We start from the raw sequence: 24239 nt of genomic DNA, 5'->3' as shown, positions 1-24239 counted from the left end.
AATTAATATGGATATTCTAACACTTTTTATAGTAGTACCTATACTAACCGTTTTAGCTTTAGTATTCTCTAAATCCTTAGAGCGAGCTCGAATTGTTTCTATGATTGGAAGTCTTATTCAACTGGGGATGGCCATCAATTTATTGTTCGCCTATTTGAGAGAACGTGCCGTAAATACTGATGTTATGGTCTTCACCAAAGACCTTGTGTGGTTTAAAAATTTTAATATCCATTATAATATTGGTGTTGATGGTATTTCTGTTGCATTAATATTGTTAACCGCTATTGTTGTGCTAGCGGGAGTTTTTATTTCATGGAAAATGAAAGAATTGCCCAAGGAATTTTTCATTTCTTTAATTGTATTATCATTAGGTGTGTACGGTGTTTTTATTTCAATTGATTTATTTACCTTATTTGTGTTTTTTGAAATAGCCGTAATTCCTATGTATTTGTTGATAGGTATTTGGGGTTCAGGTCCAAAAGAATATTCAGCCATGAAATTGACTCTTATGTTAATGGGTGCATCGGCTATTTTGTTGGTTGGGATTTTAGGGATTTATTTTAATTCCAACGTAGATGGTGGTCCGTTGACCTTCAATATATTGGATATAGCTCAAGTGCATATACCATTGGCGGCACAAAAATTATTTTTCCCATTAGTATTTATTGGTTTTGCTGTTATAAGTGCGTTGTTTCCATTTCATACTTGGTCGCCAGATGGTCATGCATCTGCGCCAACAGCTGTGTCCATGTTACATGCTGGGGTTTTAATGAAGTTGGGTGGATATGGAGTTTTTAGGGTTGCTATGTTTTTATTGCCAGAAGGCGCACTGCATTGGTCTTGGTTCTTTATCATTTTAGCGGCTATTGGTGTGGTATATGGCGCTTTTTCAGCTATTAAGCAAACCGATTTAAAGTACATCAACGCATATGCATCAGTAAGCCATTTAGGTTTGGTATTGTTTGCGTTGTTAACACTTAATAAAATAGCGTGGAATGGCGCTATCATTCAGTCATTATCGCATGGATTGTTAACGGCATTGTTTTTTGCTCTAATAGGAATGGTTTATGGACGGACCCATACACGAGATATTAGTAAGCTAGGGGGTATGATGAAAGTACTACCATTTATTGGTGCTATTTATGTTATTACAGGATTGGCCTATTTAGGATTGCCAGGTTTTAGTGGGTTTGTGGCTGAGATGAATATTTTTGTAGGTGCTTTTCAGCAAAACTCAGATACATTTAATAGAGTTCTAACAATCTTGGTGGTATCATCAATTGTAGTAACATCTGTATACATTTTAAGATTGGTTGGAAAAATAATGATGGGACCTTTAGAAACCAATTCGGTTAGTGATTTGCCAAAGGCAACTTGGTATGAAAAAACAGGGATTTTATTATTAATGATCCCAGTAATTGGTATAGGAGTAGCGCCTTTATGGTTAAGTGATATGATTATGAAAAGTTTAGAACCCTTCATTCATGGAGTACTATAATAATATTTAAATAAAAACCAACATGAACTTTAGTAGCTTTTTATTGATGCGGCAAGAGATTATCCTTTTAACAATAATACTATTGTTGGTAACGGCTGAAATTTCAATCTCAAAAACCAAAAAACACAGTATTGTTCATTTGGCTATTTTTTTATTTGGAATCCATACGCTTGTTGGATTTTTTCCAATTGAAACAGGTAGTTTGTTTGGAGGCATGTTCAAGACCAACACATTGATCCATTTCTTTAAAAGCGTACTCAATGTGGGTGTTTTTATATTGTTACTCCAATCAGCGGATTGGATACAAGAAAAAATAGTAGCTCAACTTAGGGGGACAGAGTTTTTTATACTATTATTTTCATCGCTGTTTGGAATGTATTTTATGATGTCGTCTGGTGATTTCTTGATGTTTTACTTAGGGTTGGAATTATCAACATTACCAGTTGCTGCCTTGGCTGCTTTTGAAGTGACCAAAAGAATATCCAGCGAGGCAGGAATTAAATTGATTTTGTCAGCAGCGTTGGCATCAGGCGTAGCATTATTTGGAATTTCTATGCTTTATGCTTCATCAGGTTCTATTTATTTTGATGACATCATATCAACAATATCATCAACAAACTTAACCTTATTGGGGTCTGTATTATTCTTTACTGGGTTAGCCTTTAAAATATCCTTAGTGCCATTCCATTTTTGGACTGCCGATGTGTATGAAGGTTCCCCTATTAGTGTGGCATCCTACTTATCGGTCATATCTAAAGGAGCTGCGGTTTTTATACTCATGATTTTATTGTTTACGGTCTTTAAAGTGTTAATGCCTGTCTGGGAAAACATCATTTATATAATTGCTTTGGCTACGATGTTTACAGGTAATTTATTTGCGTTGCGCCAACAAAACATGAAACGCTTTTTAGCATTTTCATCTATTGCGCAAGCTGGATTTATATTATTAGGTTTAATGACTGGAAACCAATTAGGAACGGCTACCATTATTTACTTTGTAATGATTTATATATTTTCAAATTTAGCTGCCTTTGGTGTGGTTCAGGCTATTTCATTGAAAACGGGAAAGGAGAATATGAATGATTATGAGGGCTTGTATCGTACCAATCCTAATTTAAGTTTGGTTATGATGTTGGGTCTGTTTTCATTGGCAGGCATTCCGCCGGTTGCAGGGTTTTTTGGTAAGTTTTTCCTTTTTACAGCAGCAGCCAGTAAAGGATATTACTTGTTGGTTTTTTTAGCAGTTGTTAATGTAACTATTTCATTGTACTATTATTTATTGGTAGTTCGGGCCATGTTTTTAAGAACTAGTAATCAGGCCATTCCGTATTTCAAAAACAAATTATATATGCGGTTAGGGCTTTTGGTAACAGTAATAGGTATTTTGGTTTTAGGTTTATATAGTCCGTTGTATGATTATATTTTTGAGTTAAGTAAGAATTTAAATTAGTAGGTATGCCATTATCAGGAAGTCATATGTTTGGAAGTATTGAAGAAACACGCGTAACGTTTGTTGAAAAAGGTGTTTCTGAAAACAGAAAAGAGTTTCTTAAAAAACTATTGGAGCATAACGGATTTGAAGTTATTGTTCAAGAAGATAAAAAGAAAGCTGAAGATGATCCACAATTGTATACCGTAGCCGTAACGGATATGGTATTCAATCCTACCATTTGGGTGTACCAAAGAAAACTTAAAACTTTTGATGGCAAAAAAGTAAACCAAGATTATTGGGAACAGCGGTCTGAAGATACTAAACCCCAATATTGGGATAAAGGAAGTTAGAAAGCAATCATCACGTTTTTTTTAGTAAAATTATAGAAAAGGGCATCATGCCCTTATTTTTTTGATCATGTTGTATGTTCTTTAATCCTATTAATTTAGTAGGATTTAATTTTTTTATTCTAAATTTAATTTTAATTTTGCTGCTCTTTCTTAAGAATTTGAACAAATAAAGGAATAATATAGTAATTACAATAAGAAAAAGCCTATTAATGCAAGACATTACAATTAAAATAAAGGATAGGAATGGGGATGAGCATCAAGTAGTAGCTCCAACTGATATGGCTATGAACCTAATGGAAGTTGTGCGTTCTTATGAATTAGCCCCAGAAGGCACCATAGGTGTTTGTGGAGGGATGGCCATGTGTGCTTCTTGCCAATGCTATGTGTTAAGTGATACCGAATTACCAGAAATGAGTGATGATGAAGAGGCTATGCTGTCTGAAGCATTTAATGTAAAACCAAATAGTAGGTTGGGTTGTCAAATACAAATGACACCTGATGTAGCAGGCTTGGAGGTTGAATTAGCACCTGAGGATTAAGTAGTCTTATAGGCTGTTAGTTTTCTTGGGCCTTCTAAAAGAATTCTAACAATTTTTAAGAAACCATCATTGGTAGTTTCTATTTGCCATTTTATCAATGAAATCTCACCGTTTTCAATTTCAATACCTGTAATACTGCGGGGGTGTACGCAACTGCCATCATTGAAAAAGGCAATATCACCAGGCTCGGGAAAACGCGGTCTATGAGTATGACCAGTAATGGTAACTAAGTTGTTGTTTTCCATAATCCATTTTTTGGTACGCCGCTCAACCTTTATGAGTTCTTTGTAGTTTTTTGCAGGCGATGTTGGATCTGAAATACCCATAATGTTTAAAGGTTTCCATAGAACCCTTACTAGAAACCGGCTGAACTTCCAAAACCTATAATTCCACCAATCAGCTTGATGACCATGGGTTAAAAATACCACCTGCTGGGTATTAGTATGCTTTAAAAGAATACCTTCGTAATAGGTAATGCCATTTAGTAAATTTACTTCAGTGTCTAGTTCTTTATTGTAATATGTTGCCAAGTGTTTTTTTACATACTTAGGGTTTCTATAAACCATATCGTGATTTCCCCAAATCATGTGCAAGCGCCTTTCGTCATGAAAACGTTTTAATAACAAAAACACATTTTTATGAGCTTCAAAAATAGATTTAAACGATAAATTTTCCCAGAGCTCATCCCCATCACCTATTTCAAAATAGTGGAAACCTTCATCGAAATAGTGCTTTAAGGCATGAAAATAAATATTTCTATTATTGGCAAAGTCATCAGCAAAACTATTATCTCCTCTATGGCAATCACTAAATAGAATAAGCTTACTAGTATCATCAAAATTGATAATTTTAGCATTATTATATGCTTTGTCTAATCTTTTTTTACTTGAAAACATTACAGTAAATGTAAATAAAAAAGTGTTTCAATTTTGAAACACTTTTTTAAAAAATAGTCTAAACTATTTTTGTTTATTTCCTATAAAGTGGATCGGCTCCTATGGTTCCCACTAAACTGTCTAAATAGGTTTTAGAGCCAACCTCTTTAAGTTTGTTTTTTACATTTTGTAATTTTTCTAAAATATTTAATTCAACTACTAGATCGGCATTGATTTCTTTAGAGGCAAAATTTTCTAAATAGTTTTGTTGCTTTTGGTAAAAGGCCAAGTCTTTTTCTTGCTTTAACTTTAAGCGGTCTAAATACCAATCGCTATTAATAATATATGCTCTTTTAAAATATTGTCTTAATTCAGGGTTGCTTATTTCTTTGCCTTCATATGTGCCGTAAGCCATAATGTGTAATAATATTTTTAAAGGAGGAATGGCTGCTTTAATACTGCCGTCTTCAAAGTAACGTAAAGCAACTTTTTGTTGTGCTTCAACAATATTGTTAATACCATCGACAAAATCTTCCATGCCTTGTAATTCGGGTTTTAGCATTTTCTCATTAAAAACAATATTAGGTTCATCAAATAAGCGGTTTAAACATCTTAAAGAGAATTGTTTGGTTATCCGGTATCCTAAACGACTGGCCAATACTTTTTGTCCATTGTATTCAAAATCATCTATTTTTTCTAAAGCACCATCGCTAATCAAGAAATTAGGGTCACGATCTTGAGGTTCTAGTCGAGCCCAAATTTCAGGAATTAATAAACTAATGTCATGGTCAACCTTATTTTCTGCACCTACGTAACCTGCAGCAGTGCTAAAGGCATTAGATTCTGTAAGGATATGTGATAGCAGTGCATTGTTTAAATCGGTTGTAGGAGTAAGCATATTAAAAGGGCCTTTTGTTAAAGCGCCTTCAGAGCCAGCTCCGGTGGTAGAAGGTGACTTTCCGGTAAGACTACAAATAAAATCCATGAATAGTTCAGGTGTTTCTTGATAGTGAATAGGGTTGTAAACCGCCAATGGGCGTATGCCTGATTTTTTGTCCACAGGATTGTTCCTTCTTCCAGGTAAAACGGCATTAACTACATTTATTACTGGGTCTTCTGATTTTATTTTTCTATGTAAGCGTACACCAATTTCACCTAGATAGCTTTCTTCAGTTTCATTAATAAACCTGTTGTATTCTAAATATCTCGGATTTTTAGTGGGTTGGCCATCTACAATTCGGGTGTGTGACGGTAATACAAAATATTCTTCATCTTTTTCACTATTAACAACACTTAAAATAAGATCTTTTACTGGTTGAGTATACTTGTCAAAGTTTATGGTGTCTTCATAAATTTTAACAGCATCACTTTTAGTTAAAAGTTCATAGTTGGTTAAAAAGGTGTTATCTGAAACAATATCTCGTTCGGCTCCTTCATCATACCCTCTAACGATTGCTTCATCTGGTCTTTGGAACAAATAACTTTCACAGTTTGCAACAACTTTTAAACTTTTGTTTGAGAATTCTGGGTTTAGATTTTTAAACTGTTCTCTAGGTAAGGTGATAGAAGCAGAAATGTCATCTTCTAATTGTATTTTATGGCTAGCAGAAAAATCAGATCTTAACTTATTTAACAACCATTGCCCATTTTGGTTAAACCCAATACGCACATAGCTGCCTACAACAGGAGTGTTGTAGTACTTTAAGCCAGTACCATTTTGACCGTTTATAATGTCAACAGACATACAGTCTTTCCAGTTTAAATTATGGTAATCTTGGCGATATAGTCTTTTAACAAACAAAACCAGCGATCTAATGTGGGGCGGAATATTAGATACGAACGTATTATATTCATCCTTAAATACGGGTAGAGGCGTTAACAGCCTTACCGCAGAACCTAAAGTTCTTTTAGGACTTAAAAAAGGCTCCGAAGGAGGAAGTGTGGGGTCGTAGTTTTTCCAACGCTTCGAGTAGTCATATTCAATAATTTCATCAGCTTTTTTAAAGTCTTCTTCAATATCAATAATGTTAAATGTACTATATGTAATGGCGTTTAGCATAGATTTTGAAATCTCAGACTTGCCTCCTCCAGAAACCGTACATGGTTTATGGCAAAAAATGCCTTCAGGAGCTGTATTTACTATTCGCCATAATGAAATGGCTTTGTGTTTTTCCAGTTTGAACTTGTTACCCGTAGGATGTATATATGTCTTGTAAGGCGACAAGACTAACTTTTGTTCAGCATTATTATAAGACCAAGTTATACTATTAGTATTTGTGTTGATAAAAGCATTTTCTGGAATATAGACTAAGTTGGGGTATTTTTTATCTATTGCATAATTTTCAGGCTTTACATCTATGCGATTTGCTAAGAGTTGTTTGGTATCTTCAAAAGTGAATTTATTGCCTGTTTTTTTTGAAAAAGCTGCACCATCAACAATATCGCCCATAACACCTCTAGGAAAGGCGATAGCGCCGCCTGAGTGTTCTTCTTCAACTAAGCCATATAAATTGGCAGAATAACTGATTTGCGTTTTGATCTCTTTTTTAGAGTAGCCAAAATAGTTGTCTGCAATAATGGTGACTACTATACCACGATCATCTCTGCATGTAACCTTAAACGCACTGCCGTTGTTATAAAGTTCACTTTCATCTTTCCAGCACATGCCTTCTCTTTTCTGGAGTTCGGTAGCATTGTTCCAGTGGGGTAACCCAACGTCTTTTTTCTTTAGGGTTTTAAGTTGTGGTGCTAAAATAATACACCCCGTATGTCCAGTCCAATGCTCGGCGTCTAGAGCAGCATCGTTATGTGCTAAATTAGGATCTCCAGCATTACCAAATATCGATTCAACAAAATCTAGGTTGCTAACTAGACTGCCTGGAGCAAAGAATCTTACTTCCATACTTTTTTTAGAAATAACACCTTTTACTTCAGGACATACCATAGGGCGTAATAGTAGAGAAACCATTAGTTTGGCCTTATCTTTTTGGTTTGCAGTTAAGGGTAAAATGTTCAAATCATCAGGGGGGCTAAGGGCTGCTTTTAAAAAATAAGCGAAAGTTAGCTTAGAAACTTCCTTTTTATCTAAAGGTACAGGCAAATCGCCTTCTACAATATGGAACGTGCCTTTTGTTGTTCTTTTATCATGTAAAGGATTGTTTAGTACGCCTTGCTTTATTCTATAAGAAGTAATGTTTTTACTTGAAAATGAATTGCCGTTTGGAGGTAAACTAATTTCTCGTGCATGACCTTTTTGATTTAATATTAAAGTGTTATTGGGCAATAAAATCTCTTTAGCAAAAGAAATCTCGTTTAAATAATCGTTTATAAAGTCTTGGATTCTTTGATCTGCTGGAGGTAGATGTTTCGATAAAAGCCGTGATCTTTCTTTAAAACTTTTGGTAAAAGCATTTGTTAATTGTTGCAGTTTAGGGTTGTAGAATTTCTCGAGGGCATCATCTTCGTCTTGAAAAAGAGGTTGCCCCAAAGCCGCTAACTGCAGGTTTATGTATTGAACGGTATCTTTTCTGTTCTGTAAATTCGCTTGGTTATTGGTTTCGACTGTTTTCATTTAAACTTAGTTAATTGATTGCAAATAGCTTGATAGGAATAAAATCAAACTTACTAAGTTTAGTCTTTTACTAAAATGATATTTGTCATACTTTACGTATGGGCTTAAGGTTATGAATTATGGAACAGATTACTTAAAAGCATTTAAGCCAGTAATGTCTAGACCTGTAATGAGTAAGTGTATGTCATGAGTGCCTTCATAGGTTATCACGCTTTCTAGGTTCATGGCATGTCTCATAATAGAATACTCACCGGTAATACCCATACCACCCAACATTTGTCTGGCTTCCCGAGCAATATTAATAGCCATGTCCACATTGTTTCTTTTTGCCATGGATATTTGGGCAGATGTTGCCTTGCCCTCATTACGCAATACCCCAAGGCGCCAAGTAAGTAGCTGAGCTTTGGTTATTTCTGTAATCATTTCGGCCAATTTTTTTTGTTGTAATTGAAATTGCCCTATAGGTTTTCCAAATTGCATGCGTTCTTTACTGTAGCGTAATGCCGTATCGTAACAATCCATGGCTGCCCCAATAACTCCCCAAGCAATACCATATCTAGCCGAATCTAAGCAGCCAAGGGGTGCTCCAAGTCCAGATTTGTTGGGAAGCAGATTTTCTTTAGGCACCTTTACATTGTCAAAAATAAGCTCGCCTGTGGCGCTAGCTCTTAACGACCATTTGTTATGTGTTTCGGGTGTAGAAAAACCTTCCATGCCACGTTCTACAAGTAACCCATGAATCCTACCTTCTTCATTCTTGGCCCAAACCACTGCTACTTGTGCAAAAGGAGCATTACTAATCCACATTTTTGCACCGTTTAAAAGGTAATGGTCACCCATGTCTTTAAAATTGGTTACCATACCTCCAGGATTACTGCCATGATCAGGTTCGGTTAGGCCAAAACATCCTATCCATTCACCACTTGCTAGCTTTGAGAGGTATTTTTGGCGTTGTGTTTCATTGCCATATTTCCATATAGGATACATCACTAAAGACGACTGTACAGAAGCTGTACTGCGAATACCAGAATCACCACGCTCTATTTCTTGCATAATCAAGCCGTAAGAAATTTGGTCTAATCCAGCACCGCCATATTCAACAGGGATATAAGGCCCAAAAGCCCCTATTTCCGCTAAGCCGTTTATTATTTGGGTAGGGAATTCAGCTTTTTGTGCATAATCTTCAATAATAGGAGAGACTTCACGTTTTACCCATGCTCTAGCTGCGTCACGTACTAACTTATGTTCTTCTGTTAAGAGCTCATCTAAATTGTAATAATCTGGAGCAACAAATAAATCTGGCTTCATTCATTTTAAGTTTAAGACGCTTTCAGGATAAAATAATTAGGAATAGTGGTGTTTTTTTAAGAAATCGTCATTTTATGACCTCAAATTTAATTAAATCTTATTATTTTATCACATTTTTAGATAGAAATCTTTGGTAAGATTTATATAGGCTTCTGTGTATTTATGGCGGGTGGATTCTATAACGAGTGTTTCGTTTTGTACATCACTTTTATGAAAGGAAAACTCTATAAGGCTTCTTTTGAATTTTGATTGGGGTTGGCCTTTAACATCCAGAATTCTGTTAGGGAATAGCTTAAATTGCGCTGCTAATTTAATAAAGGCCTTAGTTTCTTTATAAGGAATAATGACTGCGAATAACCCGCTATCAGAAAGCAGCGAGGAGGCATTTTTAATTAAATGGTCAAAAGGCATGGCATCACTAAATCGTGCCAAGTCACGCTTAAGGTTTTCAGTTTTATAATCTTCGATAAAAAAAGGGGGATTACAAATAATAAGGTCGTATTGCTCTTCTATTTCATCTGCAAACTCCTCCAGTGAAGCGTGGTAACAAAACAGACGATCACCCCAAGGCGATTGCTCAAAATTGTCAACACATTGCTCATAAGCATCGGGATCAATTTCAATAGCATCAATAAGGTCTGCCTGGCTACGTTGTGCAAGCATCAAAGATAAAATACCGGTGCCGGCACCAATATCCAATATGGAAAAGGGGTGGTGTTTTAAAGATACCCAGGCACCTAAAAGCACACCATCGGTACCAATTTTCATAGCACAAGCATCTTGGTTTACAGTAAACTCCTTGAATTTAAATGGTTTGTTGGACATGCATTTTTGTGTTAAAATCCGCTAAATTATATTAAACTCTGTTAAATAATAGGCTTATTTTCAATAATATCAGTGCTCACATCGTTAAACTTAGAGATGCGAGAACTATATGCGTTTTTAAAACGTAATTGAAAGTAGTAAAACTAAATACAATATATATGAAGTATTCAGAAAAAAAGATAAAGAAACTAAATGATTTGTTGATTATGAATTATGAGGTTGAGAAGGTGTATTCGGAAGCGCTTGATATAGCTGTTGATGAAAATTTAAAAACCTTTTTTAGAGAAAGAGGTTTTGAAAGAAATGAGTTTGGCAGAGAGTTGCGAACCGAAATAAAAAAGATGGATGCAGAACCCCGAGCCATGGGTTCCTTGAGTAGTGATTTCTACCAAATATGGATGAACTTTAGAAACTTGCTCTTAACAAATAATGAAAGTGACCTGTTGGATGAAGTTTACAGGATTAAGAAAATGAGCGTGGAGAAATATAATGAATTACTAAGGGAAATTAGTTTGCCCTTATCATTATGTAAAGCGCTCATTAGACACCGAGATGACTTACAAGCCTCAATGCATGTTATAAAAAGAGAGGCACAATTTGTGGCATAATTGGCTAAAAATAATAAGAGGGGAAAGACTCTGAAAACACCAGTTTTATAAGGCTTAAGAAACGTGTCCACAAAGTTAAGAAAGCATAAGCATGATTTTTAAAAATCATGCTTATGCTTTTTTGGACTTATGCTTATAAGCTAATTTTTTATAGGTACAAATCGATAAGCCCTTCAGGTGTTTCAACAAAAATGGTTTTGTTTTTTCTGTCAACGTTAATAATGAATTCATCGTTCATAGGGATCAATATTTCCTTGCCGTTATTTTCAATTTCAAATAATGCCTGGGAGGTTGAGTCGTTTATTGCTATAATATTACCAACTTCCCCATAGTTTTTATCTTCTATCTTAAATCCAATAACTTCATGAAAATAAAATTTGTTACCCTCCAACTTTGGTAAGAATTCTAAAGGCAGATACACATCGACTTTTAGTAAGGCATCAGCATCGGCTTCAGTATTGACATCCTCAAACTGCACACGCAATAAATTTGATTTATGAAGTTGCGAGCTTTCAATAAAATAAGGAATTAAGGTGTTGTTTATGTCAATAAACATAGCATCCAGATTTTCATATATATCAGGCTGGTCAGTATCCAGCTTAATTAACAGTTCACCTTTAAAACTGTACTTTTTTACAATTTTTCCTAAATAAAAGCAATCTTCTTTTTTCATCTAAATCTTATGTCACAAAAAAACTCCGATAGTTGCTATCGGAGTTTAAAAGTATAAAAAATATTATGTTTTTTATTCTTCTTCGTTTTTAGCTTCCACATCTTCTGCAGGAGCTTCACTTGTAGCCGCTTCTTCAACTTCTTCGGCAACTTCCTCTTCTTCAACAGCAGGAGCAGCTGCAGCAATACGAGCTTCATTTGCAGCTTTTTCAGCCTCTAAAGCTTTTGCTTTTGCTTCAGCCTCAGCTTTTGCCAAACCTTGTGCTTTTGCATCTACCTTACTTACTTTTTCTTCTAACCAAGCATTGAATTTTTCTTCAGCTTGTTCTTCAGTTAGAGCGCCTTTTCTAACACCACCTGCTAAGTGGTTTTTTAATAGAGCACCTTTGTAAGATAAAATAGCCTTGGCAGTATCGGTTGGTTGTGCACCATTTTGTAACCATGTTACGGCACTATCAACATTTAAATCAATACTAGCTGGATTGGTGTTTGGATTGTAAGTGCCTAGTTTCTCTAAGTATCTACCATCCCTTTTTGAACGTGCATCGGCTGCTACGATCCAGTAAAAAGGCTTTCCTTTTTTACCGTGTCTTTGTAATCTAATTTTTACTGGCATAATAATTAATTATTTGAGGTTCTCGACCTCGGTTATTAATAAGGGCGCAAAGATACTACATTTTTTTAATTAATAATATTTTATTTGTTTTTTTGAACACAGGTAATTCATTTGTTTTCAAAACAATAAGCAAACAGGCGTTGGCGCTTCAAAATCATTTATAAACTTAATGGTTCCCGTATCTGGATTTACTTTAAAAACACTAATATTATTACTTCTTCTATTAGCAACCAAAAGAAATTTACCAGTAGGGTCTAAACTAAAGTTACGAGGCCAGTCCCCATGAACCGATATGGTCTGAATTTTTTCAAGTATCCCAGTTGCAGTGTCTCTTTTAAAAACAACTATAGAGTTTTCGCCACGGTTGGAGCCATATAAAAAGCGTTCATCCTTGCTTAAATGAATATCGGCACACGAATTTTCGCCTGTATAATTATTGGATAGGGTAGAGATGTGATTAACCAATTCATAATGGTTCCCAACTTTTTTAGCAGTGGTAACAGTGCTGGCAAATTCATTTATTATATAGATAAATTTTCCGTCTTTAGTTATAGTAAAATGTCTGGGGCCGGCATTGTTGGTCATATCTACAACAGGAGCTGTTTTTAGTTTGAAACGATTATCAGCATTGGGTTCATATAGGTAAACCATATTCCTGCCCAAATCGGCAACAAACAGTTTGTTTTCAAAAAATTGAGCAGAATGTGCGCGTGCCGTATCCTGTTTCGTATTGTGGTTAAAAACCTGAGTGGCTTCAGTAACACTGCCATCCTCATTAATGTCATAAATAGCAACCGTGCCGCCACCGTAATTGGAGATCACCGCTTGGTCGCCGGCGCCATTCACGGCAACATAGCAAGGACGGTCACCCTCGCTATCCTGACTATTTATGAGTTCCAGCATGCCATTAGCAGTTACTTTGTAGGCGCTGATGTTGTGTACATCGCCACGACAAGCCGCATACAAATATTGTTTGGAGGGAGAGAAATCTATAAAGTTGGGATTTTGAGCTTCGACAGCCAGAGTAAGGTTGCTAAGTGCTCCCGTTTCAGTATTAAAATCCATTTTATAAATACCCTTGGCTTCCACATCGGTAAACGTACCTATATATAATGTGTTTGTAGTGTCTTTGCAACTAAATAATGTTGCCGTAATGAGTAAAAAGAGAAGTTTAAGTCGCATGGTTAAAAAGTTGTTTATCAAAAATAGGAATAAAATGCTTAATAGCGCTTTTTTGTTAAATAGTCTTAAATTGTTATAAATCCTGTTAAATGGCTTGACAATGTATATGTTATTTCATACATTATATACAGTGATGTGAAACAATACGCATCTTTAAAGAATTTATTGGAATTTAAAAATGAAAATGACTATTATGAAGTACAGTGAAAAAATTTCAAACAAATTAAATGAATTATTAGTAAAGAATTATGATGCCGAAAAAGGGTATTTAAATGCTATTGATAAAGTTGAGGACAAAAGACTTAAAATGTTCTTTAAAAGAAGAGCCTCTGAAAGAAGTGAATTTGCCAAAGAACTTAGAACAGAAATTATACGCTATGGTGAAATGCCGGAAGATTCAGGAAGCTTTAAAGGAACAGTTCATAGAAATTGGACAAGTTTAAAATCGCTTTTTAGTTCTAACAATGCTGAGGTTATTTTAGAGGAGGCGATTAAAGGCGAAGAGGCCAGTCTGGAAGAATATAATGAAATACTGAAAGACCGGACCTTACCACCAAGTCTAGACTCCTTATTAATTAAGCAAAAAAATGCCATTCAGGCAGCTATTAATACTGAAAAAGTTCATGAAGCATTAGTGTCTTAAACGATAGTTTAATATAAATGAGCGCAATCCATTGGGTTGCGCTTTTTTTGTTTACAACTGTTTATAACTTAGCTTCCAAAAAGAGGAATTTCTATGTATTTTTATGAGCTAAGTTTGTTTTTTATAAACAACTTAATGACAAATAAATAAACTTACGCATGTACTTAATTTTCGATACAGAAACAACTGGATTGCCCAAACGATGGGACGCACCCATTACAGATACCGATAATTGGCCACGTTGCATACAAATTGCATGGCAACTACACGATGCTATGGGAAACTGTATCGATCACCAAGATTATTTGGTGCAACCAGAAGGCTTTAACATTCCGTATGACGCTGAGAAAGTGCATGGTATTTCTACTGAGTTGGCCCATGAGCAGGGCATGCCCCTAAAAGTCGTTTTAGAAAGGTTTAACGAAGCTTTGAATAAAACCAAATTTGTTGTAGGTCAAAATGTGAAATTCGACCTTAATATTATGGGAGCTGAGTTTGTAAGAGCAGCAATTGATAATCCACTGCAAGAATTACCAGTTTTAGATACTTGTACTGAACATACGGCAGAGCTATGTCAAATTCCAGGAGGACGTTATGGTAAGTTTAAACTACCAACTCTAACTGAATTACATGAATATTTATTTAAGCAACCATTTGCCGAAGCCCATAATGCAACTGCCGATGTTGAAGCAACAACACGCTGTTTTTTCGAACTTATCAGATTAGAGGAATATACCCAAGAACAATTAGATGTTCAGCCAGATTATTTTCAAAATTTCAAAGAAGCCAATCCCAGTGAAATTCAACTTATAGGATTAAAGCACATTAACCTTAAGGAGGAGAGCAAAAAAATTAGGGAGCGCATTAAGAAAGCTGAGGGAAGCCAGATTTCTTCCGAAGAAATAAAACAAAACATATCAGAGTTAAAGGAGGTAGATTTTGTACATCTTCATAACCACTCGCAATTTTCGGTCTTGCAATCAACTATTAGTGTGGCCGATTTGGTTTCAGCCGCGGCCGAGCACAACATGCCGGCAGTTGCATTGACCGATCATGCGAATATGATGGGGGCTTTTCACTTTGTAAAAGCAGTTAGCAACTATAACCGATCTGTTAAGGCCAAAATAGAAGCCGCTATTGAAAATGGAGAGACGCCTAAAGTTAAAGAAATAAAGCCCATTATAGGGTGTGAGTTTTTTGTATGCGAGAACCATTTAGATAAAACAAGAAAAGACAATGGTTACCAAATAGTGTTGTTGGCAAAAAACAAAAAGGGTTACCACAACCTAGCCAAATTATCGTCACATGCCTTTGTAAATGGATTTTATTATTTACCCAGAATTGATAAAAAACTTATAGAGCAGTACAAAGAAGATCTTATTGTACTAACAGGAAGTTTATATGGTGAAGTGCCCAGTAAGATTTTGAACATTGGCGAAAATCAGGCTGAAGAAGCTTTGCTTTGGTGGAAAGAACAGTTTGGCGATGATTTGTATATCGAGCTCATGCGCCATAATCAAGAAGATGAAAATCGTGTAAACCCTGTGTTGATCGAGTTTTCAAAAAAGCACGACATAAAAGTAGTTGCTACCAATAATACCTACTATTGTAAAAAAGAAGATGCCAACGCACATGATATTTTATTATGTGTAAAAGACGGTGAAAAGCAAGCAACTCCTATAGGGCGCGGACGAGGTTACCGCTATGGGTTGCCCAATCAAGACTATTATTTCAAGTCTTCCGAAGACATGAAAAATCTTTTTAAGGATATTCCTGAGGCTATAAGTAATATTCAGGAAATTGTTGATAAGGTAGAAGCTTATGAATTGGCTCGTGATGTGTTGCTTCCAGCTTTTGATATTCCTGAACAGTTTAAGCATGAAGACGACTTGTTGGATGGTGGTAAACGCGGAGAAAATGCTTATTTAAGGCATTTAACTTACGAAGGCGCCAAGAAGCGTTATGGCGAGGAACTTTCAGAAGAAATAAAAGAGCGCATAGATTTTGAGCTAAGCGTTATAGAGAATACCGGCTATCCAGGGTATTTCTTAATAGTGGAAGACTTTATTCGAGAGGCACGAAATATGGATGTGTCAGTTGGGCCTGGACGAGGCTCGGCAGCAGGATCTGTAGTAGCCTATTGTTTATGGATTACTAATATAGATCCTTTACAGTACGATTTGCTTTTTGAGCGTTTCTTAAATCCAGATCGTATTAGTATGCCCGATATCGATATTGATTTTGATGACGAAGGCCGAAGTCGTGTGATGGATTACGTTATCAATAAGTATGGTGCCAATCAAGTTGCACAAATTATTACTTACGGTACCATGGCTGCAAAATCATCCATTCGTGATACCGCAAGAGTATTGGATTTGCCTTTGTTTGATGCCGATAGAATAGCCAAGCTTATTCCTACCATGTCCAAACTGAATAAAATATTCGGTTTAAGCGAAAAGGAGTTGAGTGGTAAATTTAGGGCAGAAGACTTAGAAAAAGTCAATCAGCTTATAAACATTTCAGAAGGCGAAGATTTAGAAGCCGAAACCGTTAATCTAGCAAGAACATTGGAAGGTTCGGTTAGAAATACAGGCATCCATGCATGTGGTGTTATTATTACGCCAGATGATATTACCAAGTTTGTGCCCGTAGCAACAGCAAAAGATTCCGATTTATATGTTACTCAGTTCGACAATTCAGTTGTAGAAGAAGCAGGCTTGCTTAAAATGGATTTCTTGGGGTTAAAAACATTGACCTTAATTAAGGATACTGTAAAAATTGTTAAAGCCAAGCATGGCATTGAGTTGAATCCTGAAACGTTCCCTTTAGATGATGAAGAAACCTATGCTCTGTTCCAGCGTGGTGAAACCGTAGGAGTGTTTCAATACGAGTCGCCTGGAATGCAAAAACACCTTAGGGATTTAAAACCAACGGTCTTTGAAGATTTGATAGCCATGAATGCCTTGTACCGTCCAGGGCCTATGGAATATATACCAAGCTTTGTACGCAGAAAACATGGTGATGAGGCTATTGATTACGATTTACCTGCCATGGAAGAATATCTTAAGGAAACCTATGGTATTACTGTTTACCAAGAGCAAGTAATGTTATTGTCACAAAAGTTGGCAGGATTTACCAAAGGTGAAGCCGATGTTTTACGTAAGGCTATGGGTAAAAAGCAAATTGCGGTTCTGGACAAAATGAAACCCAAATTTATTGAGCAGGCCAGTGCTAAAGGGCATGATGCTAAAATTTTAGAGAAAGTTTGGAAAGATTGGGAGGCCTTTGCAAGTTATGCCTTCAATAAATCCCACTCAACGTGTTATGCCTGGATAGCCTATCAAACGGCCTATTTAAAAGCACACTATCCGGCAGAATATATGGCTGCAGTACTATCAAACAATATGAACGATATTAAGCAAGTAACGTTTTTTATGGAAGAATGTAAGCGTATGAAGCTTAATGTTCTGGGGCCCGATGTAAATGAAAGTTATTATAAGTTTTCGGTGAATAAAGATAATGCGGTTCGTTTTGGAATGGGTGCCATTAAAGGAGTAGGGCATGGTGCCGTAAAAACCATCGTGGAAAACAGAAAAGAAGCAGGGCATTATAAGTCCATTTTTGATTTTGCAAAACGGATAGATTTAAGGGCAGCCAATAAAAAAGCCTTTGAGAACTTAGCATTGGCTGGCGGGTTTGATTGTTTTAAGAACACCCATAGGGCACAATATTTCCATGATGATGGTGATGGAATTACCTTTTTGGAAAAAGCCATTCGTTATGGGAATAAGCATCAAGAAAATGAAAACTCAGCACAAGTAAGTTTGTTTGGTGATGCCAGTGATATCCAAATAGCCGAGCCAGAAGTACCACCATGCGAAGAATGGGGTACAATGGAAAAGTTGGCCAAAGAACGGGAGGTTGTAGGTATTTATATTTCTGGGCATCCTTTAGACGACTTTAAAATTGAAATGAAGACCTTCTGTAATGCGAATTTAAGCTTGTTTTCTAATTTAGAATCCTTTGTAAATAGAGAGCTCGTTTTTGGTGGTGTAATAACCGATGTTCAGCATCGCGTTAGCAAACAAGGCAAAGGGTGGGGATTGTTCACAGTTGAAGATTATGACGATAGTTATGAGTTCCGTATTTTTGGGGAAGAATACCTTAAGTTTAGGCATTTTTTAATGAAAAACAACTTTGTGTTCGTAAAAGTTTTTGTGCGTGAAGGGTGGATAAATAAAGATACAGGCAAAAAAAGTGAACCGCGTTTACAATTTAATAGTTTTCAGTTATTGCATGATGTGATGGAAAACTATGCTAAAAAATTATCCATACAAGTAGATATTGATCATTTAAAAGAAGACAAGATACTAAAGCTAAAAGATCTATTGAAAATGCATCCTGGTAATCAGGCACTTAATTTTGTGGTGTACGATAATAAAGAGCAAATAAAATTGCAAATGCCCAGTAGAAAACAAAAGATTAAGGTGTCTCAAGAATTACTTAATGAATTGATAAACCATGATGTGATGTTTAAACTCAATTAATATTAAACAGATATCATTAATAAACTAAATATGTCGCGTTTAAGATTTTTTTTGGTCTAAATAAGTTCCAAGGTTTTGTAAAGAATTATCCCAGAATTTCGAATAAAATTGCAGCCATTTATTAATTTCTTGTAACTGTTCAGGATTCGCAATACAAAAACGCTCACGTCCTTTGGTATCAATATCTATTAAGCCAGCTTCTTCAAGAGTTTTAATATGTTTTGTAATTCCTTGCCTGCTAATATCAAATTGATTGCTAATTTGTGTAATACTTAGTGCAGAGCTCGCAATCACTAAGGCGTGAAAGATTTCACGCCTTGTTGGGTCTGCAATGGCTTTAAATAGTTTTGTAATATTATCCTGCATTAACCACTTCTTTTAAATATCCAGATAGTTCAGCAATACATTTGTTCCAACCACCATTAAAGCTTTCAAACATTTTTATAGCAGTATCACCTTCATAATTTGAAATTCCGGAATGCTCTAAATACAATTTTGTACCACCTTCAACAGACTCCAACTCCCATGATACTGTAGTTTCTGTTGTTGTGTTTTGTACTATCCATGTATAAATCAATGTAAAAGGGTTAGCAGATTTCACTTCTCCTGTAATAGAAATGCATCCGTGTTCTTCACTTGCTGTAAAGGTGTATTTGTACCCTTTTTCAGCTTTAAAATCGGCCTTAATAAACCAAGTAGAAATTTCTTCAGCCTTAGAAATAGCATTCCAAACCTTATCAATAGAATGGCTAAAAAAGGCTTCTTTTTTAATAGTATCATTCATAATTGTTCATTTTTTTTAATTAATTATGCAACTAATAGGTTGCTAAAATAAAACAAATATTTTAATTACGCAACCTATTGGTTGCTTAAAAACAATAATTCTATATTTTAAAAGCCATTAACTCTTAGGTTTTTATAGGTAAAATGTTAAAATAACCACAAACAATAAGGCTATAAGCAAAACAAATTGTTAGCTTGTAAGCTTTAGAGTTTTTTTTGACTAATTTTGTGATATTAAAATAAAATACGAATTAAAATATAAATATTATGGCATTAGAAATAACAGATGCAACGTTTGAGGAAACAGTATTGAAAAGCGATAAACCAGTACTTGTTGATTTTTGGGCAGCTTGGTGCGGACCATGTAGAATGGTAGGTCCCATTATAGAACAAATTAGTGATGAATATGATGGAAAAGCTGTAGTTGGTAAAGTAGATGTAGATGCCAATCAAGAATTTGCAGCAAAGTACGGGGTACGTAATATCCCTACAGTTCTGGTTTTTCAAAATGGAGAAGTGGTTGGAAGACAAGTGGGAGTTGCTCCCAAAAATGCTTATACCGAAGCGATAGATTCGCTTTTATAATCAATAAAGAAAAAGAAAAGTAAAAAGGTTTGCCATTATGGTAAACCTTTTTTTATTTTAGATAAAAATTAAATAGAAATAATGAGTGATAAAATAAAAGTTCAAGATGCTATTGATAGTAAATTAATAGAGCAACGTAAAGTTTTTTTATGGGGGCAGGTAGATGACAAATCAGCGAAACATGTTATAGATCGTTTATTGTACCTAGATGCTTTAAATAATTCAGATATACATTTATATATCAATAGTCCGGGAGGGTATGTAACATCAGGCTTTGCTATATACGATTGCATAAAATCCTTAAACAGTCAAGTATCTACAATCTGTACTGGTTTTGCAGCTTCCATGGGATCCATTATACTTTCAGCAGGCGAAAAGGGCAAACGCTTTATACAGCCCCATGCACGTGTTATGATACACCAACCAAGTGGTGGTGCCCGCGGGCCAGCTAGTGACATAGAAATTACAGCCAAAGAAATTTTGCTTACCAAAGAATTAAGCGCACAAATATTAGCCGATAATTGTGGTCAAGATTTTGATAAGGTAATGAAAGATTTTAATCGTGACCATTGGATGGGTGCCGAAGAATCTGTTGCTTACGGAATTGTAGATCAGGTATTATAAATATATTAACATAAAACTTAAAGGCGTGTTTTGCATGTCTTTAAGTTTTATCTTAAATAGGGAACTATGTTAAGAATTTATGCATCTATATTAAGCTTGTTTTTTTTAGTGTCTTGCAATAACTCAAAATCTGTAGAAACATCTTTATTGGGTCCAGGTATTTCTTTGGATTTAGCAAATTATAGAAAAAAGCAAGTGTCTAATGTTGTGTACCATTTAGCTTTGGATATTCCGAATAGCAAAGATGAGAAAATAGAGGCGCAACTGGATTTGGATTTGCAAATCAATGATTTAAAGCATCCATTGTATTTAGATTTTAACGTAGATAGTACCCATGTAAAACACGTAACAGTCAACAAAAATCAAATTCCGGTAATCCATCAACAAGAGCATTTAATCATAAATGCTAAATATCTAAAAGAAGGCAGTAATACAGTAAATGTGCAATTTTATGCAGGTGAGCAGTCCTTGAATAGAAATGAAGACTATTTATATACACTTTTAGTGCCAGATCGTGCCAGCACTTTGTTTCCATGTTTTGACCAACCCAACATAAAAGCACATTACGTACTAGATATTACAGTACCCAAAGATTGGAAAGTACTAGGGCCATCTCATGTGGATTTTAAAGAGAATAAAGGCGACTTTATGAGATACCAATTCAAAAAATCGGATCTCATGAGCACCTATTTATTTTCATTTGTAGCAGGTGTTTTTGATAGCGCCCATAAACAATTGGGAGACTTTAACATGAACTTCCTTTACAGGGAAAATAACGAAGATAAAATTAAAGCCAGCACGGATGAAATTTTCAAACGACATCATGAATCCGTTTTGTTTTTAGAGGATTATACCCAATATAAGTTCCCGTTTCAAAAATTGGATTTTGCTGCCATTCCAGGATTTCAATACGGTGGTATGGAACATGTTGGTGCCATTCAGTATAGAGAGCCCTCGTTATTTTTAGACGAAAATGCTACACAAAATCAAAAAATGAGGCGTTGTAAACTCATCGCGCACGAAACGGCCCATATGTGGTTTGGCGATTTGGTAACCATGAATTGGTTTGACGATGTATGGCTTAAAGAAGTTTTTGCAAATTTTTTGGCCGATAAAATTTCCAATCCAGCATTCCCGAACGTAAATCATCGCTTAAACTTTATGAGTGAGCATTATTCAGGGGCCTATGGGGAAGATAGAACAAAAGGCGCCACGCCTATAAAGCAAAACTTAGGCAACTTAAAAGATGCGGGAACACTTTATGGTAGTATTATTTATAATAAAGCACCCATTATGATGCGCCAGCTTGAGGCTTTGTTAGGGGCCGATGCCTTTAAGTTGGGAATGCGCAATTACATAAGGAAGTTTGCTAATGGTAATGCCGACTGGAACGACCTTGTAACAATTCTAGATGCCGAAAGTAGTTACGATTTAAATGAATGGAGTAATGTATGGGTAAATAAATCTGGGCGACCCATAATTACCGATGCCGTTACATATAAAGATAATACCATTGAACGGTTTGAGATTATGCAGCAAGCCGAAGATGGTAGTGCAAATATTTGGCCACAACACTTTAGCCTTGGTTTAGTGTATAAGGATAGTGTTGTTACGGTTCCCATTAATATAAATAGGCAAAAACAAACAATAGACACTTTGGTTGGAATGCCTAAGCCCCAAACCATTATTTATAATTACGATGCCTTTGGTTATGGTGTTTTTCCCTTAGACACATTGTATGTAAACCAGATACCCCACATTAAAGATGATGTGGCCAGAGGGTACAGTTATATAAATTTGTATGAAAATGTATTGTTGGGAAACATCCCGCCCAATAAAGCTTTAAACGTATTTATAGAAGGTGTTACCATTGAAAAAGAAGAACTTATCCTAAATAGTATTATTGGTTATACAGGCGCTATTTTTTGGAATTATATAACCCAAGAGCAACGGGATGAAATAGGGAGGCACCTGGAAGTCAAATTAAAAGACAGGTTGGTTAAAGAAAACCTATCTACAAGCATGAAAAAGACCTTGTTCTATTTGTATAGGGCCATTGCTTATTCCAAAGCGGGCAAAGATACCCTGTATCGCATTTGGAATAAATCCCTAACCATCAAAAATTTAAAATTAAATGAAGATGATTACACGGGTTTGGCATGCACGCTGGCCGTTTATAATCACCCTAAATCTGATGTGATTTTACAAAAGGCCCTAAGTGATATTTCCAACCCAGATAGAAAAAAACGTCTTGAATTTTTATTGCCCTCATTATCCAATAATGTAGAGCTGCGCGATGCCTTTATGGTATCTTTAGCCGATGCCAAAAATCGCGAAAAAGAAAGTTGGGTAGCATCTGCATTGCATAATATTCATCATCCATTGCGGCAGGAATCGGCAAAAAAGCATTTAAAAATGTGTTTGGAATTGGTAGAAGAGATACAGCTTACAGGAGACATCTTTTTCCCAAAAGCATGGTTAAATGCCACTATAGGAAGTTATACCTCCCCCGAAGCATATCAAACATTGGAACAGTTTATAAAAGACCATCCAGATTTTCCATTAGTTTTAAAAAATAAATTGTTACAGGCTTCAGACGATGTATACCGTGCAAAACTAATAAGAGACCGTTGGCAACAATGAATTTACAAGAGGAACTTAATAAAGCAGAAGGGTTTAAAAACCTAGAGTTACTTGCCAAACAAGTGGTAGAAGGGTTTATAGCAGGCATGCATAAAAGTCCGTTTCATGGGTTCTCCGCAGAATTTGCAGAGCACAAAATATACAACCAGGGGGAAAGTACCAGGCACATTGACTGGAAATTGTTCGCAAAGACCGATAAGCTTTACACAAAGCGGTATGATGATGAAACCAATCTGCGATGCCACATGATTATTGATAATAGTAGCTCTATGCACTATCCAGAAATCAAGAGTTTTTCAATCAATAACTTAAACAAAATAGCATTTTCCGTTTTAGCATCAGCATCGTTAATGCAAATCCTAAAAAAGCAACGCGATGCCGTTGGGTTAAGTGTTTATAGTGATGCTTACGATTTTTATGCCCCAGAGAAGGGCAGTGAGCGCCACCACCAAATGTTATTAAACCAATTAAGTGGCTTAGTGGTTTCAAAACCCGTAAACAAGCAAACAGACACCTATTTGTATTTGCATCAAATAGCAGAAAAAATACATAAGCGTTCCATGATTTTTTTGTTTACCGATATGTTCCAAACAGTAGAGGACGAAACAAAGTTATTTGAAGCTTTACGTCATTTAAAGTATAACAAGCATGAAGTTATATTATTTCATGTTTTTGATAAGCAAAAAGAGCTTCATTTTAGTTTCGACAATAAACCCAAGCAATTTATAGATGTAGAAACGGGTAGCCATATTAATTTGTATGCCGATAATATTAAAGAAAATTACAGTACAGCAGTAACAAATTATTTTGATGCACTACGCCTTAAATGCCTGCAATACAAAATAAAATATGTTGAAGCTGATATTAACGAAGCCTTTAATAATATACTAACCACGTACATGGTAGAGCGTAAAAAGTTTGTTTAGACAAATCTTGTA

Annotated in this window: 20 protein-coding genes; 11 read left to right on the top strand and 9 right to left on the bottom strand. The window is 35.5% G+C overall.

The window, feature by feature from the left end; genetic code table 11:
* Positions 1-7 precede the first annotated feature (7 nt).
* The 4 genes from AC5SR4_RS04265 to AC5SR4_RS04250 all read left to right on the top strand — a co-directional run bounded on the left by AC5SR4_RS04265 (position 8) and on the right by AC5SR4_RS04250 (position 3819).
* Entirely contained in the window at positions 8-1498 is a 1491-nt protein-coding gene (locus AC5SR4_RS04265; protein WP_495358296.1) for a complex I subunit 4 family protein, read from the top strand.
* Positions 1499-1520: 22 nt separating this feature from the next.
* Positions 1521-2948: an NADH-quinone oxidoreductase subunit N gene (locus AC5SR4_RS04260; RefSeq protein ID WP_495358295.1), complete on the top strand. Its 1428-nt coding sequence runs from the start codon at positions 1521-1523 to the stop codon at positions 2946-2948.
* A gap of 5 nt (positions 2949-2953) precedes the next feature.
* Complete coding sequence (locus tag AC5SR4_RS04255; protein ID WP_495358294.1) at positions 2954-3280, top strand: hypothetical protein; 327 nt, start codon at positions 2954-2956, stop codon at positions 3278-3280.
* A 209-nt stretch (positions 3281-3489) separates the two neighbouring features.
* Positions 3490-3819: a 2Fe-2S iron-sulfur cluster-binding family protein gene (locus AC5SR4_RS04250; protein WP_495358293.1), complete on the top strand. Its 330-nt coding sequence runs from the start codon at positions 3490-3492 to the stop codon at positions 3817-3819.
* Here the strand turns inward: AC5SR4_RS04250 and AC5SR4_RS04245 are convergent.
* The 4 genes from AC5SR4_RS04245 to AC5SR4_RS04230 all read right to left on the bottom strand — a co-directional run bounded on the left by AC5SR4_RS04245 (position 3816) and on the right by AC5SR4_RS04230 (position 10398).
* Positions 3816-4715, bottom strand: coding sequence for a metallophosphoesterase (locus AC5SR4_RS04245; protein WP_495358292.1), 900 nt, complete (start codon positions 4713-4715; stop codon positions 3816-3818). The two genes, AC5SR4_RS04250 and AC5SR4_RS04245, sit on opposite strands and share 4 nt — an antisense overlap.
* A 73-nt stretch (positions 4716-4788) precedes the next feature.
* Positions 4789-8265 carry a PPi-type phosphoenolpyruvate carboxykinase family protein gene (locus tag AC5SR4_RS04240; RefSeq protein ID WP_495358291.1) on the bottom strand — a complete coding sequence of 1159 codons (3477 nt, stop codon included), beginning with the start codon at positions 8263-8265 and terminating at the stop codon, positions 4789-4791.
* 129 nt (positions 8266-8394) lie between these two features.
* A complete protein-coding gene (locus tag AC5SR4_RS04235) occupies positions 8395-9573 on the bottom strand; it encodes an acyl-CoA dehydrogenase family protein (protein ID WP_495358290.1) in 1179 nt (392 codons plus the stop codon).
* Positions 9574-9681: 108 nt separating this feature from the next.
* On the bottom strand, positions 9682-10398 hold the full coding sequence (locus tag AC5SR4_RS04230; RefSeq protein ID WP_495358289.1) for a tRNA1(Val) (adenine(37)-N6)-methyltransferase: 717 nt from the start codon (positions 10396-10398) through the stop codon (positions 9682-9684).
* A gap of 158 nt (positions 10399-10556) precedes the next feature.
* Between AC5SR4_RS04230 and AC5SR4_RS04225 the strand changes: the two genes are divergently transcribed.
* Complete coding sequence (locus tag AC5SR4_RS04225) at positions 10557-11006, top strand: PA2169 family four-helix-bundle protein (protein ID WP_495358288.1); 450 nt, start codon at positions 10557-10559, stop codon at positions 11004-11006.
* Positions 11007-11154: 148 nt separating this feature from the next.
* Here the strand turns inward: AC5SR4_RS04225 and rimM are convergent, their stop codons facing one another.
* From rimM to AC5SR4_RS04210, 3 genes are all read right to left on the bottom strand, one after another.
* A complete protein-coding gene (gene rimM, locus AC5SR4_RS04220; RefSeq protein ID WP_495358287.1) occupies positions 11155-11679 on the bottom strand; it encodes a ribosome maturation factor RimM in 525 nt (174 codons plus the stop codon).
* A 72-nt stretch (positions 11680-11751) separates the two neighbouring features.
* Positions 11752-12294, bottom strand: coding sequence for a 30S ribosomal protein S16 (locus AC5SR4_RS04215; RefSeq protein WP_495358286.1), 543 nt, complete (start codon positions 12292-12294; stop codon positions 11752-11754).
* Positions 12295-12411: 117 nt separating this feature from the next.
* Positions 12412-13476 (bottom strand): lactonase family protein, encoded by a 1065-nt coding sequence (locus AC5SR4_RS04210; protein WP_495358285.1) that lies wholly within the window; start codon positions 13474-13476, stop codon positions 12412-12414.
* 193 nt (positions 13477-13669) lie between these two features.
* On the opposite strand from AC5SR4_RS04210, the gene AC5SR4_RS04205 reads away from it, so the two are divergent.
* Complete coding sequence (locus AC5SR4_RS04205; RefSeq protein ID WP_495358284.1) at positions 13670-14119, top strand: ferritin-like domain-containing protein; 450 nt, start codon at positions 13670-13672, stop codon at positions 14117-14119.
* Positions 14120-14277: 158 nt separating this feature from the next.
* On the top strand, positions 14278-18666 hold the full coding sequence (gene dnaE / locus AC5SR4_RS04200) for a DNA polymerase III subunit alpha (protein ID WP_495358283.1): 4389 nt from the start codon (positions 14278-14280) through the stop codon (positions 18664-18666).
* A gap of 39 nt (positions 18667-18705) precedes the next feature.
* Here the strand turns inward: dnaE and AC5SR4_RS04195 are convergent, their stop codons facing one another.
* Together AC5SR4_RS04195 and AC5SR4_RS04190 are read right to left on the bottom strand one after the other, a co-directional pair.
* Positions 18706-19032, bottom strand: a complete 327-nt coding sequence (locus tag AC5SR4_RS04195) for an ArsR/SmtB family transcription factor (protein ID WP_495358282.1) — start codon at positions 19030-19032, stop codon at positions 18706-18708.
* Positions 19022-19450 (bottom strand): SRPBCC family protein, encoded by a 429-nt coding sequence (locus tag AC5SR4_RS04190; protein WP_495358281.1) that lies wholly within the window; start codon positions 19448-19450, stop codon positions 19022-19024. Before AC5SR4_RS04190 ends, AC5SR4_RS04195 begins: the two co-directional genes overlap by 11 nt.
* A gap of 266 nt (positions 19451-19716) precedes the next feature.
* Here AC5SR4_RS04190 and trxA point away from each other — a divergent pair, with 266 nt between their 5' ends.
* The 4 genes from trxA to AC5SR4_RS04170 all read left to right on the top strand — a co-directional run bounded on the left by trxA (position 19717) and on the right by AC5SR4_RS04170 (position 24227).
* Positions 19717-20034: a thioredoxin gene (trxA, locus tag AC5SR4_RS04185; RefSeq protein ID WP_495358280.1), complete on the top strand. Its 318-nt coding sequence runs from the start codon at positions 19717-19719 to the stop codon at positions 20032-20034.
* 81 nt (positions 20035-20115) lie between these two features.
* Complete coding sequence (locus AC5SR4_RS04180; RefSeq protein ID WP_495358279.1) at positions 20116-20658, top strand: ClpP family protease; 543 nt, start codon at positions 20116-20118, stop codon at positions 20656-20658.
* A gap of 66 nt (positions 20659-20724) precedes the next feature.
* Positions 20725-23301 carry a M1 family metallopeptidase gene (locus tag AC5SR4_RS04175; RefSeq protein ID WP_495358278.1) on the top strand — a complete coding sequence of 859 codons (2577 nt, stop codon included), beginning with the start codon at positions 20725-20727 and terminating at the stop codon, positions 23299-23301.
* Complete coding sequence (locus tag AC5SR4_RS04170; protein WP_495358277.1) at positions 23298-24227, top strand: DUF58 domain-containing protein; 930 nt, start codon at positions 23298-23300, stop codon at positions 24225-24227. Before AC5SR4_RS04175 ends, AC5SR4_RS04170 begins: the two co-directional genes overlap by 4 nt.
* The last annotated feature ends 12 nt before the right edge of the window (positions 24228-24239 follow it).

This window comes from Aestuariibaculum scopimerae, assembly GCF_059428085.1.
This window is presented reverse-complemented; position numbering and strand designations above follow the sequence as displayed.

What these genes read in the sequence shown, in the direction of transcription:
- AC5SR4_RS04235 (WP_495358290.1), bottom strand. Translation starts at nt 9,573, where the DNA reads ATGAAGCCAGATTTATTTGTTGCTCCAGATTATTACAATTTAGATGAG.
- AC5SR4_RS04190 (WP_495358281.1), bottom strand. Translation starts at nt 19,450, where the DNA reads ATGAATGATACTATTAAAAAAGAAGCCTTTTTTAGCCATTCTATTGAT.
- AC5SR4_RS04180 (WP_495358279.1), top strand. Translation starts at nt 20,116, where the DNA reads ATGAGTGATAAAATAAAAGTTCAAGATGCTATTGATAGTAAATTAATA.
- AC5SR4_RS04195 (WP_495358282.1), bottom strand. Translation starts at nt 19,032, where the DNA reads ATGCAGGATAATATTACAAAACTATTTAAAGCCATTGCAGACCCAACA.
- AC5SR4_RS04255 (WP_495358294.1), top strand. Translation starts at nt 2,954, where the DNA reads ATGCCATTATCAGGAAGTCATATGTTTGGAAGTATTGAAGAAACACGC.
- dnaE (WP_495358283.1), top strand. Translation starts at nt 14,278, where the DNA reads ATGTACTTAATTTTCGATACAGAAACAACTGGATTGCCCAAACGATGG.
- AC5SR4_RS04240 (WP_495358291.1), bottom strand. Translation starts at nt 8,265, where the DNA reads ATGAAAACAGTCGAAACCAATAACCAAGCGAATTTACAGAACAGAAAA.
- AC5SR4_RS04210 (WP_495358285.1), bottom strand. Translation starts at nt 13,476, where the DNA reads ATGCGACTTAAACTTCTCTTTTTACTCATTACGGCAACATTATTTAGT.
- AC5SR4_RS04170 (WP_495358277.1), top strand. Translation starts at nt 23,298, where the DNA reads ATGAATTTACAAGAGGAACTTAATAAAGCAGAAGGGTTTAAAAACCTA.
- AC5SR4_RS04245 (WP_495358292.1), bottom strand. Translation starts at nt 4,715, where the DNA reads ATGTTTTCAAGTAAAAAAAGATTAGACAAAGCATATAATAATGCTAAA.
- rimM (WP_495358287.1), bottom strand. Translation starts at nt 11,679, where the DNA reads ATGAAAAAAGAAGATTGCTTTTATTTAGGAAAAATTGTAAAAAAGTAC.
- AC5SR4_RS04175 (WP_495358278.1), top strand. Translation starts at nt 20,725, where the DNA reads ATGTTAAGAATTTATGCATCTATATTAAGCTTGTTTTTTTTAGTGTCT.
- AC5SR4_RS04225 (WP_495358288.1), top strand. Translation starts at nt 10,557, where the DNA reads ATGAAGTATTCAGAAAAAAAGATAAAGAAACTAAATGATTTGTTGATT.
- trxA (WP_495358280.1), top strand. Translation starts at nt 19,717, where the DNA reads ATGGCATTAGAAATAACAGATGCAACGTTTGAGGAAACAGTATTGAAA.
- AC5SR4_RS04260 (WP_495358295.1), top strand. Translation starts at nt 1,521, where the DNA reads ATGAACTTTAGTAGCTTTTTATTGATGCGGCAAGAGATTATCCTTTTA.
- AC5SR4_RS04230 (WP_495358289.1), bottom strand. Translation starts at nt 10,398, where the DNA reads ATGTCCAACAAACCATTTAAATTCAAGGAGTTTACTGTAAACCAAGAT.
- AC5SR4_RS04265 (WP_495358296.1), top strand. Translation starts at nt 8, where the DNA reads ATGGATATTCTAACACTTTTTATAGTAGTACCTATACTAACCGTTTTA.
- AC5SR4_RS04215 (WP_495358286.1), bottom strand. Translation starts at nt 12,294, where the DNA reads ATGCCAGTAAAAATTAGATTACAAAGACACGGTAAAAAAGGAAAGCCT.
- AC5SR4_RS04205 (WP_495358284.1), top strand. Translation starts at nt 13,670, where the DNA reads ATGAAGTACAGTGAAAAAATTTCAAACAAATTAAATGAATTATTAGTA.
- AC5SR4_RS04250 (WP_495358293.1), top strand. Translation starts at nt 3,490, where the DNA reads ATGCAAGACATTACAATTAAAATAAAGGATAGGAATGGGGATGAGCAT.